Annotated in this window: 17 protein-coding genes and 1 tRNA gene; 12 read left to right on the plus strand and 6 right to left on the minus strand. The window is 73.1% G+C overall.

Features of this window, described 5'->3' with window-relative positions:
• Positions 1 to 41: 41 nt before the first annotated feature.
• From J2X26_RS18670 to J2X26_RS18685, 4 genes are read left to right on the plus strand one after another with little or no spacing between them, the layout of a single operon-like run.
• Positions 42 to 683 (plus strand): signal peptidase I, encoded by a 642-nt coding sequence (locus J2X26_RS18670; protein WP_307494208.1) that lies wholly within the window; start codon positions 42 to 44, stop codon positions 681 to 683.
• Positions 680 to 1,318, plus strand: a complete 639-nt coding sequence (locus J2X26_RS18675) for a hypothetical protein (RefSeq protein ID WP_307494209.1) — start codon at positions 680 to 682, stop codon at positions 1,316 to 1,318. Before J2X26_RS18670 ends, J2X26_RS18675 begins: the two co-directional genes overlap by 4 nt.
• Complete coding sequence (locus tag J2X26_RS18680; protein ID WP_307494210.1) at positions 1,315 to 2,082, plus strand: hypothetical protein; 768 nt, start codon at positions 1,315 to 1,317, stop codon at positions 2,080 to 2,082. Before J2X26_RS18675 ends, J2X26_RS18680 begins: the two co-directional genes overlap by 4 nt.
• Positions 2,079 to 2,846 (plus strand): hypothetical protein, encoded by a 768-nt coding sequence (locus tag J2X26_RS18685; RefSeq protein WP_307494211.1) that lies wholly within the window; start codon positions 2,079 to 2,081, stop codon positions 2,844 to 2,846. The genes J2X26_RS18680 and J2X26_RS18685 overlap by 4 nt, the downstream gene beginning before the upstream one ends.
• 128 nt (positions 2,847 to 2,974) lie before the next feature.
• On the opposite strand, the gene J2X26_RS18690 is transcribed toward J2X26_RS18685, so the two are convergent.
• From J2X26_RS18690 to J2X26_RS18705, 4 genes are all read right to left on the minus strand, one after another.
• A tRNA-Gly gene (locus J2X26_RS18690) sits at positions 2,975 to 3,045 on the minus strand.
• A gap of 73 nt (positions 3,046 to 3,118) precedes the next feature.
• Entirely contained in the window at positions 3,119 to 4,045 is a 927-nt protein-coding gene (locus J2X26_RS18695; protein WP_307494212.1) for an aldose epimerase, read from the minus strand.
• A gap of 93 nt (positions 4,046 to 4,138) precedes the next feature.
• Entirely contained in the window at positions 4,139 to 6,601 is a 2,463-nt protein-coding gene (locus J2X26_RS18700; RefSeq protein ID WP_307494213.1) for a GH36-type glycosyl hydrolase domain-containing protein, read from the minus strand.
• A gap of 270 nt (positions 6,602 to 6,871) precedes the next feature.
• Positions 6,872 to 7,261: a DUF6069 family protein gene (locus J2X26_RS18705; protein ID WP_307494214.1), complete on the minus strand. Its 390-nt coding sequence runs from the start codon at positions 7,259 to 7,261 to the stop codon at positions 6,872 to 6,874.
• A gap of 135 nt (positions 7,262 to 7,396) precedes the next feature.
• Here J2X26_RS18705 and J2X26_RS18710 point away from each other — a divergent pair, with 135 nt between their 5' ends.
• The 7 genes from J2X26_RS18710 (at position 7,397) to J2X26_RS18740 (ending at position 12,927) form a co-directional block, all read left to right on the plus strand.
• A complete protein-coding gene (locus J2X26_RS18710; RefSeq protein WP_307494215.1) occupies positions 7,397 to 8,497 on the plus strand; it encodes a sensor histidine kinase in 1,101 nt (366 codons plus the stop codon).
• Positions 8,494 to 9,141, plus strand: a complete 648-nt coding sequence (locus J2X26_RS18715; RefSeq protein ID WP_307494216.1) for a response regulator — start codon at positions 8,494 to 8,496, stop codon at positions 9,139 to 9,141. Before J2X26_RS18710 ends, J2X26_RS18715 begins: the two co-directional genes overlap by 4 nt.
• 56 nt (positions 9,142 to 9,197) lie before the next feature.
• Entirely contained in the window at positions 9,198 to 9,773 is a 576-nt protein-coding gene (dcd, locus tag J2X26_RS18720; protein WP_055920610.1) for a dCTP deaminase, read from the plus strand.
• 12 nt (positions 9,774 to 9,785) lie between these two features.
• Positions 9,786 to 10,913, plus strand: coding sequence for a hypothetical protein (locus J2X26_RS18725; RefSeq protein ID WP_307494556.1), 1,128 nt, complete (start codon positions 9,786 to 9,788; stop codon positions 10,911 to 10,913).
• Positions 10,914 to 11,015: 102 nt separating this feature from the next.
• Positions 11,016 to 12,011 (plus strand): hypothetical protein, encoded by a 996-nt coding sequence (locus tag J2X26_RS18730; protein WP_307494217.1) that lies wholly within the window; start codon positions 11,016 to 11,018, stop codon positions 12,009 to 12,011.
• Between the two features lie 77 nt (positions 12,012 to 12,088).
• Entirely contained in the window at positions 12,089 to 12,370 is a 282-nt protein-coding gene (locus tag J2X26_RS18735; protein WP_307494218.1) for a hypothetical protein, read from the plus strand.
• A 95-nt stretch (positions 12,371 to 12,465) separates the two neighbouring features.
• The gene (locus J2X26_RS18740; RefSeq protein ID WP_307494219.1) at positions 12,466 to 12,927 is read left to right on the plus strand and encodes an NUDIX domain-containing protein; all 462 of its coding nucleotides are present in this window, start codon (positions 12,466 to 12,468) and stop codon (positions 12,925 to 12,927) included.
• Here the strand turns inward: J2X26_RS18740 and J2X26_RS18745 are convergent, their stop codons facing one another.
• The gene (locus tag J2X26_RS18745; RefSeq protein WP_307494220.1) at positions 12,928 to 13,341 is read right to left on the minus strand and encodes an SgcJ/EcaC family oxidoreductase; all 414 of its coding nucleotides are present in this window, start codon (positions 13,339 to 13,341) and stop codon (positions 12,928 to 12,930) included.
• Between the two features lie 45 nt (positions 13,342 to 13,386).
• Here J2X26_RS18745 and soxR point away from each other — a divergent pair, with 45 nt between their 5' ends.
• Positions 13,387 to 13,848 carry a redox-sensitive transcriptional activator SoxR gene (gene soxR, locus J2X26_RS18750; protein WP_307494221.1) on the plus strand — a complete coding sequence of 154 codons (462 nt, stop codon included), beginning with the start codon at positions 13,387 to 13,389 and terminating at the stop codon, positions 13,846 to 13,848.
• A gap of 4 nt (positions 13,849 to 13,852) precedes the next feature.
• Here the strand turns inward: soxR and J2X26_RS18755 are convergent, their stop codons facing one another.
• On the minus strand, positions 13,853 to 14,668 hold the full coding sequence (locus J2X26_RS18755) for an MBL fold metallo-hydrolase (RefSeq protein ID WP_307494222.1): 816 nt from the start codon (positions 14,666 to 14,668) through the stop codon (positions 13,853 to 13,855).
• Position 14,669 lies beyond the last annotated feature (1 nt).

Consider the following 14,669-nt stretch of genomic DNA (forward strand, 5'->3'; position numbering starts at 1 on the left):
ACCACCTCCACGACACGTACGCGACCCCACGGGAGACCACCATGGCCAGGACACAGCGCGACTCGGCGTTCTCGGGAGTGCTCTCGGTGCTCACCTGGGCGCTGCTGCTCGTCGTCGTGGCCGCGGTCGTCGTGCTCGTCGTCCTGCCCAAGGCGCTGGGCGGCACCACCCTGACCGTCCTGACGGGCTCGATGGAGCCCACGTTCTCCCCGGGCGACGTCGTCGCCGTGACCACGGTGACCGACGCCGACGCGCAGGTGCAGCTCGGCGACGTCATCACGTTCCAGCCGGTCTCCGGTGACCCCACGCTCGTGACCCACCGGGTCGTCGCCAAGAGCTACACGTCCGACGGCGTGCAGTTCGTGACCCGTGGCGACGCGAACGGCGCCGACGACGAGCCCCTCGTCGCGGGCCAGGTCAAGGCCCGCGTCCTGTACTCCGTGCCGTTGGTGGGGCACGCCTCGCTGTGGCTCGGCGAGCGCAAGGGCCTCTTCGTGGCCCTCGCAGCCGGCGCCCTCCTGATCTACGCCGCGTTCATGATCCTGCGCCCCGAGCGGCGCGGCTCGAAGGACGCTGCCCCGAACGAGGCCTCCCCGGAGGCTGCCGCCCTGACGGGCGGCACGTCCGGCGACGGGTCGGGCGGAACCCTCGCCACGGTCGCCACGGGCGGTGGCAGTACATGACCTGGCGCCGCATCGTGACCGTGGGGGTGTCCGCCGCGCTGGTGGCCGGCGCCGCCGCGGGGCTCACCTACGCCTTCTGGGGTGATGCCGCGGCCGCCACGGGCGCCGTCGTCCGGACCGGTGACCTCGACCTCGTCCTCGTCGGCAGCCCGACCTGGACCGAGACGAGCCCCGACGTGAGCCCGGCGCACGCGGTCGCCATGCAGGCCGACGGCATCACCGCAGACCACCTGGCGACCCCGGGCGACTCGTTCACCGTCGCGCAGCAGTTCCGCACCGTCCTCGACGGCGACAACCTCGCCGCGCGACTCACCGTCCGCTGGGACACCGCCCCCGCGCTGCTGCCGACGGGCCAGGTGACCGCGACCTACCGCGTCACGAGGCCGGACGGCGTCGTCTCCGCCGCCACGCCGGTCGGCACCACGCTCACGCTGCCCGGTTCGGGCGGCAACCTCACCCCGGCGCAGACGGCGGCGTGGGGCTCGACGCCCTGGACGCTGACGGTCTCGCTGACGTACACCGGGGCCGACGTCATGGTCCCGCCGGCGAGCGTGGGCTCCGGCCCCGTCACGTCGCTCGGGACGGTCACCGTCTCGCTCGACCAGGTGCGCACCGGGACGGGGTTCACCCCGTGACCCGCGACGACTCCGCCGAGCCCACGACCGCCACGCCCAGGGGCTTCCGCCCGAGGCGCTCGCATGCGCTCGTCGCGGTGGTCCTCGCCGTCGCCGCCGTGGTGGGTGCGGGCACCGGCGGCACCCTCGCGCTGTGGCGCGACTCCTTCTCCGGCACGATCCGCATGCCCGTCGGCGTGACGGTGTTCGGTGCCGGCGCCCCCGGCGCCCCGCTGTTCGCGACCTCGAGCACCCCGATCGACGCGAGCCGCAACCGCGGAACCGTCACCTACTCCTTCGGCCCCGCGCAGGCCGCGACGCTCTACAACTCCAACAACCTCGCGGGTGGCGCGGTGGCCGTCCCGCTCCAGGTGACGTCGCTCGCGCAGGGGCATCGTGGTCTGGGGTACACGGTGGCGGTCTCGGCCGTCGGCGGTGTGTTCGGGGCCTCCACGATCACGCTCACCCGGGTGGCGAGCGCCGCGGCCTGCACGACGAGCACCACCGGGACGCCCGCGTCGTCGTCCGTCCCCTGGTCCGGCGCGTACTCGGCGAGCACCACGCCGAGCTCCGAGTTCTGGTGCCTCGTCGCGCGCTACGTCCCGACCCGCTGGACCCACTCCGACACCGCGAGCGTGACCGCCACCGCTCCCGGTCCGGCCGGCACCCTGTCGGCGAGCAGCACCTGGACGGCGACGGCCATCCGGACCTTCACCCCGGCGTCCGAACCCACGCACTCCGTGACGTTCACCTTCACCACGTTCCGACCCGGGGGCACCCCGTGAGCTGGTGGGGGCGCGCCTGCGCCTCGGGTGTCCTGGCGGCTGCGCTCGTCGCGCTGCCCGTCGGCGGGTCGGCGTTCGCCGACGACGAGCTGGACACGCAATGGGACGGGCAGACGATCGTGCTCGCGTGGGACGGCAGCGAGTACACGACACAGACCACGAGCTTCGCCGGCGTGCCGGTGACGGTGCCGGGCGACCGGGCGTCCCGGGCGATCGTCGCGCGCAACGACGGACCCACGGCCGCGACGCTGCACGCGTGGGTCGCCGACGTCGAGGTCGAGCAGGCCGCCGGCAGCACGTCGACGTTCATCGACGACGTCTCGATCACCTGGTCGACCGCATCGGGCGCGTCGGCGGGGTCGCTGCGGCGGCTCGCGGCCACCGACCGCACGAGCGTGGCCGAGGTCGTGCTCCAACCCGGGCAGAGCACGCGCCTGGTCGTCGGCTACGAGTTCGACGCCGACGCGACCTCCGGCAACCGGTCGCAGGACGGCCCGGTATCGGCGAGCTTCGACGTCACGCTGCGCCTCACCGAGGGTGAGCCCGGCGTGACGCAGAGCCCGACGCCGACCTCCAGCACCGGGCCGACGCCTGGCACGTCGGGCACGACCGCGAGCCGCCCGCCGTCCGCGGGTGCCGGCAGCAACTTCCTCGCCCGCACCGGGGCCGACGTCCTGCAGATGGGCGGGGTGATCGCCCTGGCCATCGGAGGCGGAACCGTCCTCCTCCTCGTCGCACGTCGGCGTCGGCGGGAACAGGCGTAGGCGGTCCGGCCGACGTCACGGCAGGCGGCGTGACGCGACGCGCTGTGGTGCGCGGTGTGCGAGCGCGGAGGGTGCTGGGTGGGGGCGATTCCCGCGGTCAGGCGGGGCTTGCGACTTTTCGTGAACGGAGCGGGTGACGAGAATCGAACTCGCGCTATCAGCTTGGGAAGCTGAAGTTCTGCCACTGAACTACACCCGCGCGAACCGATCGAGGATCGGTCCGGGAAGAGAGCATACCCGGACGGCCGGGCGAGGCGAACTTGGGCTCGCGGCTACGTCCGCAGGGTCATGGTGAACGCCCCGCTGCGCTCCTCACCCGGGTCGAGGACGAAGACCCCGGTGCCCGGGATGCCCGCGGCGTGCAGCGAGAACCCGTTGTTCACGTTGGTCACCGGCTCCACGGCGAAGTACGACCGCTTCCGCGGCGCGTAGACGACGAGGTGGGCGAAGACGGGGTCGGCGTGCAGGTCGATGTTCACGCCGAGGTCCTCGTAGCTGATCCGCACGGGCGCCCCGGGCTCCCACGCGGTGAGCACGTCGTCGACGAACGCCGAGCCGAGAGGCCGGGCGACGCGGAAGTCGGCGCGGCGCGGCACCTGGCCGGCCGGACCGGACGGGATCGCGTTGACCAGCGAGTAGCCCTGGTGGGCGGGCACCTGGAGCACCGGCTGACCGGGCGTCAGCGGTGAGGCACCGCCGACGGGCGTCAGGGTGCGCTGCAGGTACGGGTGGTGCCCGAAGCCGGCGGGGAACGGCTCGACGTCGATGTTGCGCAGCGAGGTGCCGACCGTGAGCCGGTCACCCGTCAGGGCATAGGTGATCTGCGCGCGGAACTTCCACGGGAAGTTGATGCCGATGAGCTCGGTGGTGTCGAGCTCGAGCACCACACGGGACTCGGCCCGCTCGACCACGGACCACGCCGCGTGCCGGGCAGCACCGTGGATCGCGGTGCCGTCCGCGCCGTTGCGCTGCAGCTGGAAGCTCCGGCCGCCGAACGGCAGCACGCCGTCGCTGATCCGGTTGGACCAGGGGACCATCGGGAAGCTCGAGCACTTCTCCGGCTCGCCCAGCACCGTCCGCCGGGTCGGGCGCAGCAGGTCACGCCACACGCCGTCGGTCGTGCAGACGCGCCCGCCGGCGATGGACGCACCGGTCGCGGGCAGCACGTCGAGCTCCCACGAGCCGTTCCGGATGGTCACGACACGTTCGCCTGCGTCGTACCCCTCCGACGGCGCAAGCGCTTCGATTTCCTGGACAGCAGTCATCACAGAACCTCGCCTGACCCTGCGGGGTCAGACGGTGACCTCGACGCGGACGACCGAGCCCTCGGCGGCGTACGGGACAAGGTTGCCCTCAACCGGCGTGCCGTCGACGGTGAGGCGCCCACGGGCGCCCTCGGTGCCGGAGTTGGTCACGTGGATCTCGTAGGTGGCACCGCGGGCGACGCGCGTCACGGTGAACGACGGGACGTCCGGACCGATCTGCGGGTCGACGACGAGGCCGTCGTAGTCGGGGCGGACGCCGAGCAGGTACTGGGACACCGCGACGAAGTTCCACGCCGCCGTGCCGGTCAGCCACGAGTTCTTGGCCTCGCCGGCGCGCGACGCCTCCTTGCCCGCGATCATCTGCGCGTACACGTACGGCTCGAGCTTGTGCGTGTCCGAGATCTCCTCGCGGTACGCCGGCGTGATCCGCTTGTAGTAGTCGAACGCCTTGGCGCCACGGCCGACCACGGTCTCGCCGATGATCACCCAGGGGTTGTTGTGGCAGAAGATGCCACCGTTCTCCTTGTACCCGGGCGGGTACGTGGAGACCTCGCCGAGCTCGATCTGGTACGTGGTGTACGCGGGGTACTGGAGCACCAGGCCGTGCGGGGTGCCCAGCATCTCGCCGACGGAGTCGAGTGCCTTGATGGCGGGCGACTCGGGCGAGGTGCCGTCGACCCCGATGCCGGCCATGACCGCGAAGCCCTGCGGCTCGATCCAGATCTTGCCCTCGGGCTTGGCGTCCGTGCCGATCGGGTTGCCGTAGTAGTCGTACGCGCGCAGGAACCACTCGCCGTCCCAGCCGTGCTCGAGCACCGCCGCGCGGACCTCGTCGACGACCTTGCGGGCCTGCGAGGCGACCTCGGTCAGGCCGCGGCGCGACGCCAGCTCGGCGAACTCGGCGCCGTAGAGCACGAACTGCGCGGCGATGAACACCGACTCGGCGTGCCCCCCGGCCTGGTTCTCGGTGGTCTGGAACGACTCGCCGGGAGTGGTGGAGAAGCAGTTGAGGTTCAGGCAGTCGTTCCAGTCGGCGCGGCCGATGAGCGGCAGGCCGTGCGGGCCACGGTTGTCCACCGTGAACTGGAACGAGCGGACCAGGTGCTCGAACAGCGGGACCTCGGAGCCGGGCTCGTTGTCGAACGGCACCGGCTCGTCGAGGATCGCGACGTCGCCGGTCTCCTTGATGTACGCGGCCACGCCGGCGATGAGCCACAGCGGGTCGTCGTTGAAGCCGGAGCCGATGTCGTTGTTCCCGCGCTTCGTCAGCGGCTGGTACTGGTGGTACGCCGAGCCGTCCTCGAACTGCGTCGACGCGATGTCGATGATGCGCTCGCGCGCACGCTCGGGGATGAGGTGCACGAAGCCCAGCAGGTCCTGGTTGGAGTCGCGGAAGCCCATCCCGCGGCCGATCCCGGTCTCGAAGAACGACGCCGAGCGCGACATGTTGAACGTGACCATGCACTGGTACTGGTTCCAGATGTTGACCATCCGGTCCAGCTTCTCGTCGTCGGACTTCACCGAGTACGTCGACAGCAGGCCGGTCCAGTGGGCGCGGAGCTGCTCGAACGCGGCGTCCGTCTGCTCCGTCGTCGCGAAGCGGCCCAGCAGCGCGTGCGCGCGCTCCTTGTTGATGACCTGGTGGGCGTCGTCGGCCCACTTCTCCTCGTCGGGGTTCTCGATGTAGCCGAGGACGTACGTGAGCGCGCGGGACTCTCCGGGCGCGAGCGTGAGCTGATGCGAGTGCGAGCCGATCGGGTACCAGCCGGACGCGACCGAACCGGTCGACTTCCCGCTGCGGGGGACCGTCGCCTCGCCCAGGCCGTTGTACGCGCCGACGAACGTGTCGCGGTCGGTGTCGAAGCCGTCGGCACGCGTGTTCACGCCGTAGACGGCGTAGTGGTCGCGGCGCTCGCGGTACTCCGTCTTGTGGAACACGGCCGACCCGTACGGGCCGTCCTGCTCGACCTCGACCTCGCCGATCGACAGGTTGCGCTGGTAGTTGGTCTGGTCGTCCTGCGCGTTCCACAGGCAGAACTCGACGAACGAGAAGAGCGTGATCGTCTTCGACTCGTCGGAGGTGTTGGTGACGGTGACCTTCTGGATCTCGGCGGTCTCGCCGATGGGCACGAAGAACAGCGTCTCGACGGAGATCCCGCGGCGCTCACCCGTGATGCGCGTGTAGCCGAGGCCGTGCCGCGTCTCGAAGTGGTCCAGGTCCGCCTTGACCGGCAGCCACGACGGGGTCCACACGTCGCCGCCGTCGTTCACGTAGAAGTACCGGCCGCCCGCGTCCGCGGGGATGTTGTTGTAGCGGTAGCGCGTGAGGCGGCGCATCTTGGCGTCGCGGTAGAACGAGTAGCCACCGGACTGGTGCGAGATGAGCGAGAAGAACTGCTCGGAGCCCAGGTAGTTGATCCACGGATAGGGCGTGTGAGGCGTCTCGATGACGTACTCGCGTGCCTCGTCGTCAAACTGGCCGTACCGCATGGACTTGCCCCTCGAGTGCTCGGCAGTGACGCCTGCGGCTCGTCGGCTCCCGCTGCAGTGCGGGACGCGTCGTCGCCGGCGCTGTTGGTGTGCGATGTGCGTGTGCGAGAGCGCTCCCACGCGACTCTCGGACGAGAGCATAGCCGCCCGCGTGGGATGACGGAACGGCCAGCGGGCGGGCGAAGCGATTCCGGCCGGCGGCGACGGCGTGACCTGCCCGAACGCGCGGCGTCGGTGAACCGGATCTCTTCGCCCGCCTCCGCGGCCGGGTCAGCGTGCCGGGACGACGCTCCGGACGCGCGCGCGGCGAGGGGCCAGGCCGGCGGCGATGGTCACGCCGACGACGAGGTGCAGGGCGACGAGGGTGCCGACCGCGGCCGGGGACGTGCCGCCGAGCGGGCCGAGCAGGGAGATCGCCAGGACGATCCCGCAGGTCAGCCACCAGGCGACCGGGGTGCGTCGGCGGAGCAGGGTGCGGACGCCCCAGGCGGCCAGGGTGACGACGAGGGTCACGACGACCACCGCCGCGGCCCCGACCTGCTGCGGGGGCGCGCCGGCCGACAGGTCGACCCCGGCGACCGGGACGGCGAGCACCCAGACGGCGAGCGCGAGGACGGTCGCGGTCACCGCGACGAGCCAGACGGGGACGGGACGGGACATGAGCTTCTCCTGACGTCGTGGGTGGACAGGTCGACCCTGGTCGCGGTCCGGTGCCGTCGACCTCGGCCGGAGGCACGGCACGCCCCCTCCTTTGGTCGGTGGTGGGTGCGCGGGACGCGTTCCTACGCTCGGCGCATGACCCGACCCCGTGACGTCCCCTCGCCGAGTGTCCTCCTCGGGCTGCTCGTGGGGATGCTCGCGCTCACGGCCCTCGCCGCCTGGGCCGCACGCGTGGACGGGGTGCCGCTCGCGGTGGACCTGGCGCTCGGGCTCCTGGCCGTCGCGACCCTTCCGCTGCTGCGCAGCCATCCGCTCCTCGGCGGTGCGGCGCTCGGGGTGCTCGCCGCCCTCAGCCCCGCCGCGACACCCGCCGCGACGGCCGGGACGTACGTCGTCGCGCGGCGTGAGCGGCTGGGCGTCGCGATCCCCGTCGCGTGCGCGAGCATCGCCGGGCACGCGCTGCAGGCGCTCTGGCGGTCCGTCGGGCTGCCGCTCGGCTGGTGGTTGCTGTGCGACGTCGCGGTGCACGCGGCGCTGCTCGGCTGGGGCGCGTACGGCCGGACCCGGGACGCCCTGGTCGCGCAGTGGCGCGAGCGGGCGCGCGCCGCCGAGCGTGACCAGGCACGCAAGGTCGCGGAGGCGCGGTCGGCGGAGCGGACCCGGATCGCCCGCGAGATGCACGACACGCTCGCGCACCGGCTGACCCTGCTGGCCACCACGGCGGGCGCGCTGGAGTACCGCACGGACCTCTCCGCGGAGCAGGTGTCGGCGGCGGCGGGGGTGGTGCGGGCGAGTGCGGGCGAGGCGCTGGAGGAGCTGCGGACGGTGGTCGGGATGCTGCGCGAGGGGCCGGACGAGCTGCGGCCGACTCCGGGCCTCGCGGACCTGCCGGCGCTGGTCGAGCAGGAGCGCGCGGCCGGGGCGACGGTCCGGCTGGACGCACCCGGGCTGGACCTGCCGACGCCTCTCGGGCTCGCGGTCTACCGGACCTGCCAGGAAGGGCTCACCAACGCGCGGCGGCACGCACCGGGTGCGCCGGTCGACGTGCGGGTGCTGGTCGAGGACGGGTTGCGGGTGCGGGTGGCGAACGGGACCGGTGGGCGCGGCCTCGGACCGGGGACCGGGACCGGGCTGATCGGGCTGACGGAACGCATCGAGCTGCTGGGCGGGACGCTGCGGGCCGAGCCGGTCGCGGACGGGTTCGTGCTGGACGCCTGGATACCGTGGGCGCCGTGAGCGTCCGCGTGATCATCGTCGACGACGACGCCCTGGTGCGGACCGGGCTGTCGCTCCTGCTCGACGGCGCCCACGGGATCAGCGTGGTGGCGCAGGTGGCCGACGGGTCCGGGGTTCCCGCCGCCCTCGACGCCCACCCCGCCGACGTCGTCCTCATGGACCTGCGCATGCCGGGCACCGACGGCATCGCGGCGACCCGGGCCGTCCGCGCACGCCGGGACCCGCCCGCCGTCGTCGTGCTCACCACGTTCGACACCGCCGACGAGGTCGGGGCCGCGCTGCACGCCGGCGCGAGCGGGTACCTGCTGAAGGACACGGAGCCGCAGCGGATCGTCGAGGCGGTGCTGGCGGCCGCCGCCGGAGAGCCGGTGCTGTCCCCGCGGGTGGCCCGTCGGCTCATGGACTCGACCGCCCGCGCGGGCGGGTCGCGGGCCGCGGCGCACGCGTCGCTGGCCGTGCTGACGGATCGGGAGCGGGACGTGGTGGCCGCGATCGGGCACGGCGCGAGCAACGCCGAGATCGCCCGTGAGCTGTTCCTCACGCTCGCGACGGTCAAGGCCCACGTGTCGAGCATCCTGCTCAAGCTCGGGCTGGAGAACCGCACCCAGGTCGCGCTCATCGCGCACGACGCCGAGCAGCCCTGACGGTCCACGACCCGGACCCGCCCTGGGCGCACAAGGAACCGGACTACCGTGGCCCCGTGCTGCTCTCCGACCGTGACATCAGGGCCGAGCTCGAGTCGGGCCGCGTGGCCCTCGACCCCTACGAGCCCGCCATGCTCCAGCCGTCGAGCATCGACGTGCGGCTCGACCGGTACTTCCGGCTGTTCGACAACCACAAGTACCCGTTCATCGACCCCGCGGCGGACCAGCCGGACCTGACCCGGCTGGTCGAGGTCGCCCCGGGAGAGTCGTTCGTGCTGCACCCCGGCGAGTTCGTCCTCGGGTCCACGTACGAGGCCGTGACGCTGCCCGACGACATCGCCGCGCGGCTGGAGGGCAAGTCGTCGCTGGGTCGGCTCGGGCTGCTCACCCACTCGACGGCCGGGTTCATCGACCCCGGGTTCTCCGGGCACGTGACCCTCGAGCTGTCCAACGTCGCGACGCTGCCGATTCTGCTGTGGCCCGGCATGAAGATCGGCCAGATGTGCTTCTTCCGGCTGTCGTCGGCGTCCGAGCACCCGTACGGGTCCTCCGAGTACGGCTCGCGGTACCAGGGGCAGCGCGGTCCGACCGCGTCCCGGTCCTTCCAGAACTTCCACCGGACGGACGTCTGAGGCGTGGCAGGCATGGTCCGCATCCAGGCCGGCGACCCCGACGTCCGCAGCCGGCACCTGCTCGCCCTCCCGGGAGACGTGGGTGCCGACGAGGTCGAGGTGCTGGCCGTCAGCAGGTTCGCGCAGGCGCGGTGGGAGGAGGACGAGGTCGTCCCGCAGCCCCGCGGGATCATGGGACCGATGACCGCGGCGCTCGGCATCCGCGCCGTCGGCTCGTCGACCCCGGCCCGCACGCTGCGCCTCGCCCGGCTGTCCACGCTCACCGGTCCCTACCGCGTCGAGGCCGAGGACGCTGTCAACCTCGGGCTCCCGACGACGTCGACGCTCGCGTACGTGCTCACGGCACCTCGTGAGCGCGGCGAGAAGCCGTACCCCGGCGGTGACCGCGACGGGCTCAAGCGCGCGTTCCCCGACGGCATGCCGATCCGCGAGGAGGAGCGCGTCCTGCAGTGGATGGTCGCCGCGGCCCGCCGCCTCGGAGGCTCGGTCCGCACCGGCGAGAACGGCACGGTGCTCACGCCCGACGTCGACAGCGCCATCGACCTCACCGTGCTCTCCGACTCCTGGCTCGAACCGGCCGAGGCGCTCGCGGTGGTCCAGTCGGTCCAGCCGCGCGCGCGGCTCAGCGAAGCCACCAGCACGTGGAACGGACCCGCGCCCGGCGTCGGCCGGGACGCCGGCGGTCGCCCCGGCTGGGTGGCCGAGGCCGGTGGTCGCGGGCTGTCCGCGGCGCTCGAGCGGTACGGGGTCGACGACGAGGCCGAGCGGCAGCGGCTCATGGACGAGGCGTCGGCGTACGACGAGCTGATGCTCGCGGTGCCGCCCGTGCCGGAGGCGTACGGCGTGCTCGTGGACCTCGGGCACGACGGGACGCTCTCCGTCGAGGCGGGGGTCGAGACGGCCTTGCCGCCCCTCATGCGTGGCCTGCCGTGGACCCAGGGCGGTGTCGTCGCCTACCGCGTGCACTGGGAGCCGCCGTTCATCGAGGAGCTCGAGGCCGAGCGGCCGTCGTTCGAGCACCGGGTCGCCCGGTCCCGCGCCGCCCCGCTGGTCCAGGCCGTCGCGCGCGTGGTGCACGCCGCGATCGGAGGCGAGATCGCCGACGAGGCGGACTTTCTGGTGGACCCCGAGGACGTCTGACCCCCACCGTTAGGCCGGACAGGTGACGTCGCTCGATCCGGTTGCCCCGTCGAACAGGCCTTCATACGGTCGACGGACGCGCAGGGTCATGGGGGCTTGACGATGACGTCGCTGGAGCAGGGAAACGCAGCGGGAGCGGGAACGTGGCTCCGTCGCGGCCTGCTCGCGCTCGCGGCCCTCGTGCTCGTCGTCCTGGTCCAGGCGCTCCTGGCAGCCCCTCCCGCGCGTGCCGACGACTCGCCGCCCCGTCCTGACCTCGTCTCCGGCCTCCTGACGCCTGTGGTCTCCGCCGTCGTCGCGCCCGTGGTCCCGGTGGTCTCTGCGGTGGTCGCGCCGGTGGCGCCCGTCGTGTCGGTGGTCGTCGCGCCCGTGGCGCCGGTGGTGCCTGCGGTGGCTGCGCCTGTCGCTCCGGTCGTCGCGGCGGTCGCCGAGCCCGTGGTGCCGGTCGTCGGGGGCGTGGTCGCGCCAGTGGCGTCCGTCGTCGCTCCCGTCGTCGACGTGGCCTCGCCCCTGCTCGACACCGCGACACCGGTGGTCGCTGCCGTCGCGCCGGTGGTGAACGCGCTGGACCCTGTCGTCGAACCCCTCGACGTGCTGGCTCCGGTCGGCGGTGCACTCGGACCGCTCGTCGACGCGCTGCAGCCGCTCGTCGGTGCCCTGGAGCCCGTGACCAGGATCCTCACGCCCGTGGGTCCGGTGGTCGGCGCCCTCGACCCGGTCCGTGGAGCGGTCGACGCGCGACCGGGTGCGACCCCGGCCTCGTCGGACCCGGTCGTCATGCCGCCAACAGCAGCCACCGTGCCGGACCTCGTCCTCACGTCGCAGCGCGCGAGGTCTGGCGCCAGCGTGCCCGCAGCCGTCGACCTCGCTCCCGTCGCCCCCGTGTCGCCGGCCCCTGCACCGGCCGGCGCACCGATCGTCCCCGCCGTCCCCGCGCCTGCGGGCTCTGCGGGGACCGGTGGCCGCACGGCACTCGACGCCGCCGTCCTCGGTGTCCCCTCCCACGCCGCGGCCCCGCAGGGCCGGTGCCTGCTCGGTGGCGTGCTCACGGTGTCCGCCTCCACGCCCGCTGCCGAGGTCCCCAGCTCCCCTGCCTGACCGGAGACCGGTCGCACCCGTGCGACACGCGTCCACGGCCCACCTGGGCCATCCGATCAGCAGGAGGAGCTTTCGTCATGCACACCTACGTCCGACGAGCGCTGCGGACAGCACTCGTGACAGGCGGCCTCGTCGTCGCCGGGGCCCCGATGGCCCACGCTGAAGAACCGGCCGGAGCAGCGATGCTCGCGGACACGGGCTGGGCACCGTGGCTCGCGTTCGCCGGCGTGTGCCTGGTCGCGCTGGGCGTGGTCCTGCGACGGGTGGCGACCACCCGTCGGTCGACGAAGAGCCCGTTCACGCACCCGGCGCTCCTCGACCGGGTGCCGACCCAGCGGGGGGAGACGCCCGCGCGGTGACGGGCGCCGCCGTCGGGTCCGCAGGGGGATCGCTCCGCGGGCCCGGACGGCGGTGACCGGACTAGGGTCGCGTGCGTGATGACGGAGGTATGACGGTGGCTCCCCGCACGAGTGCCGGTCTGCTGCTGTTCCGGCGGACGGCCGGGCTCGAGGTGCTGCTCGGGCACATGGGCGGGCCGTTCTGGGCGCGCAAGGACGCGGGCGCGTGGACGATCCCGAAGGGGGAGCCGGCGCCCGGCGAGGACCCCTACGCCACGGCACTGCGGGAGTTCGCCGAGGAGATCGGGGTGCCGGCTCCGTCGTCGGAACCGCTGTCCCTCGGGGACGTGAAGCAGAGCGGCGGCAAGGTCGTGACGGCGTGGGCGCTGGAGGGGGACCTCGACGCGTCGGCCATCACCAGCAACCTGGTCGAGATCGCCTGGCCGCCGCGGTCGGGCCGGACGCTGCTCGTGCCCGAGCTCGACCGCGCGGGGTGGTTCGCGCCCGACGAGGCGCGGCGGCTCGTCGTGACCGCGCAGGCGGCGTTCGTCGACCGGCTGGAGGAGGCGCTCGCCTGATCAGGTGGGGACGGCCGTGTTCTGGCCGACCGCGAGCAGCCACCGGCCGTCGGTCTCGCGGACCCAGACGTAGCTCGGCAGCCCGCGCGACGACGGGCTGCCGTCCTGCGGCCGGTACTCCTGGTCGACCCCCGTCAGGGCGACGTCGGGCGTGAGGAAGCGGACGTGGTCGACCACGTAGTCGACGGTGACGCCGACCATCGCGCCCGGGAGGACACTGCGTGTGAACGCGGCGATCGCCTCCTTCCCGACGAGCCGCACACCACCACCGGTGACCCAGACCGCGTCGTCGTGGAACAGGGCCAGGAACCCGTCGGCGTCTTCTGCGCGCTGGGTGGACTCGACGGTGGCGACCAGCTCGACCAGGCGGTCGATGTCGGGGCGTGGAGCGTCGGACGGGCTCACGGTCATCATGCGTAGAGTCCACGTCATCAAGTGGACTTGACGTCAAGGAGCCCCGTGGAACCGATCGCGCCGGACGCGGTGTGGCTACGACCGGGGCAGCTGGCGGGCCGCGCCGGCGTCGCCGTGTCGACGCTGCACTACTACGAGAGCCTCGGCCTGATCAGCAGCAGACGCACGGCCGGCGACCGGCGCGAGTACCGACGGGACACCCTCCGCGTCGTGGCGTTCGTCCGCGCGTCGCAGCGGCTCGGGATCTCCCTGGCCCGCATCAAGGCGGCCCTCGACGACCTGCCGCACGACGAGCCGCCGACCACGCGGGACTGGGCGCGCCTGGCCCGCGAGTGGCGTGACGACCTCACCCGGCGGATCGACGAGCTGACCGCGCTGCGGGACAACCTGTCCGGGTGCATCGGGTGCGGCTGCCTCTCGCTGACCGCGTGCCCGACCGTCAACCCGCGCGACAGGTTGGCAGCCGAGGGGCCGGGCGCGAGGCGGCACATCCGCAGCGTGGACTGACCCGTCAGGTGAGGTGGTCGAAGTCGCCGTTGGCCCAGCCGATGTGACGGGCGGCCGAGCGGCGGACGATCTCCTTGGCGTCGGTGGCGATGACGTTGGCGAAGTTGCCGTAGAGGCGGTCGAACTCGAGGCCGTCGACGTGGTCGGCGACCCGGCGGGCGACGGCACCGGACAGCGGCAGGTGGTTCGGGTAGCTGCGCATGAACGCGACGGACCGCCGGTCCGGGTTGGCGAAGATGGTGTCGCCGCTCAGGAGCACCCCTCTGCCCGCCGCACCGGCCGCCCAGTGCGCGATCGCGCTGCCGGGGAAGTGGCCGCCCGGCTGCGACAGGGTCACGCCCGGCAGGACCTCGAGCTCGCCGGACCACGTCTGGATGACCGGGTCCGGGCGGTTGATCCAGCGGGCGTCGGCCTCGGCGACGAGGACCGGTGGGCCGCCCAGCGCGCGGCTCCACTCCACCTGGACGCCGTACATGTGCGGGTGGCTGGCGGTGATCGCCCGGACCGGGCCGAGGGCGAGGATGCGCTCGACGACCGCGTCGTCGAGGAACCCGATCGGGTCCCACAGCAGGCTGCCCTCCGAGGTGACGAGCAGCTTCGACTGCTGGCCGATGCCGGCGCTCGGCGAGCTGGTGATCGCGTGGAGGTCCAGCTCGAGCTCCTCCAGCTGCGCGCGGTAGCCCTGCTCGCGGAGCTCCTCGAGAGTGGTCCAGCGCTGGCCCGACGCGGGCACCCACTGGCGTTCGTCGGCGCAGATCGCGCAGACGTCGAACTGCTCGGCACTCTCCACGGCGCACGTGGCGCAGATCCAGAAGGTCATG

The organism is Cellulomonas humilata (genome assembly GCF_030814415.1).
Classification (GTDB): Bacteria; Actinomycetota; Actinomycetes; order Actinomycetales; family Cellulomonadaceae; genus Cellulomonas; species Cellulomonas humilata_A.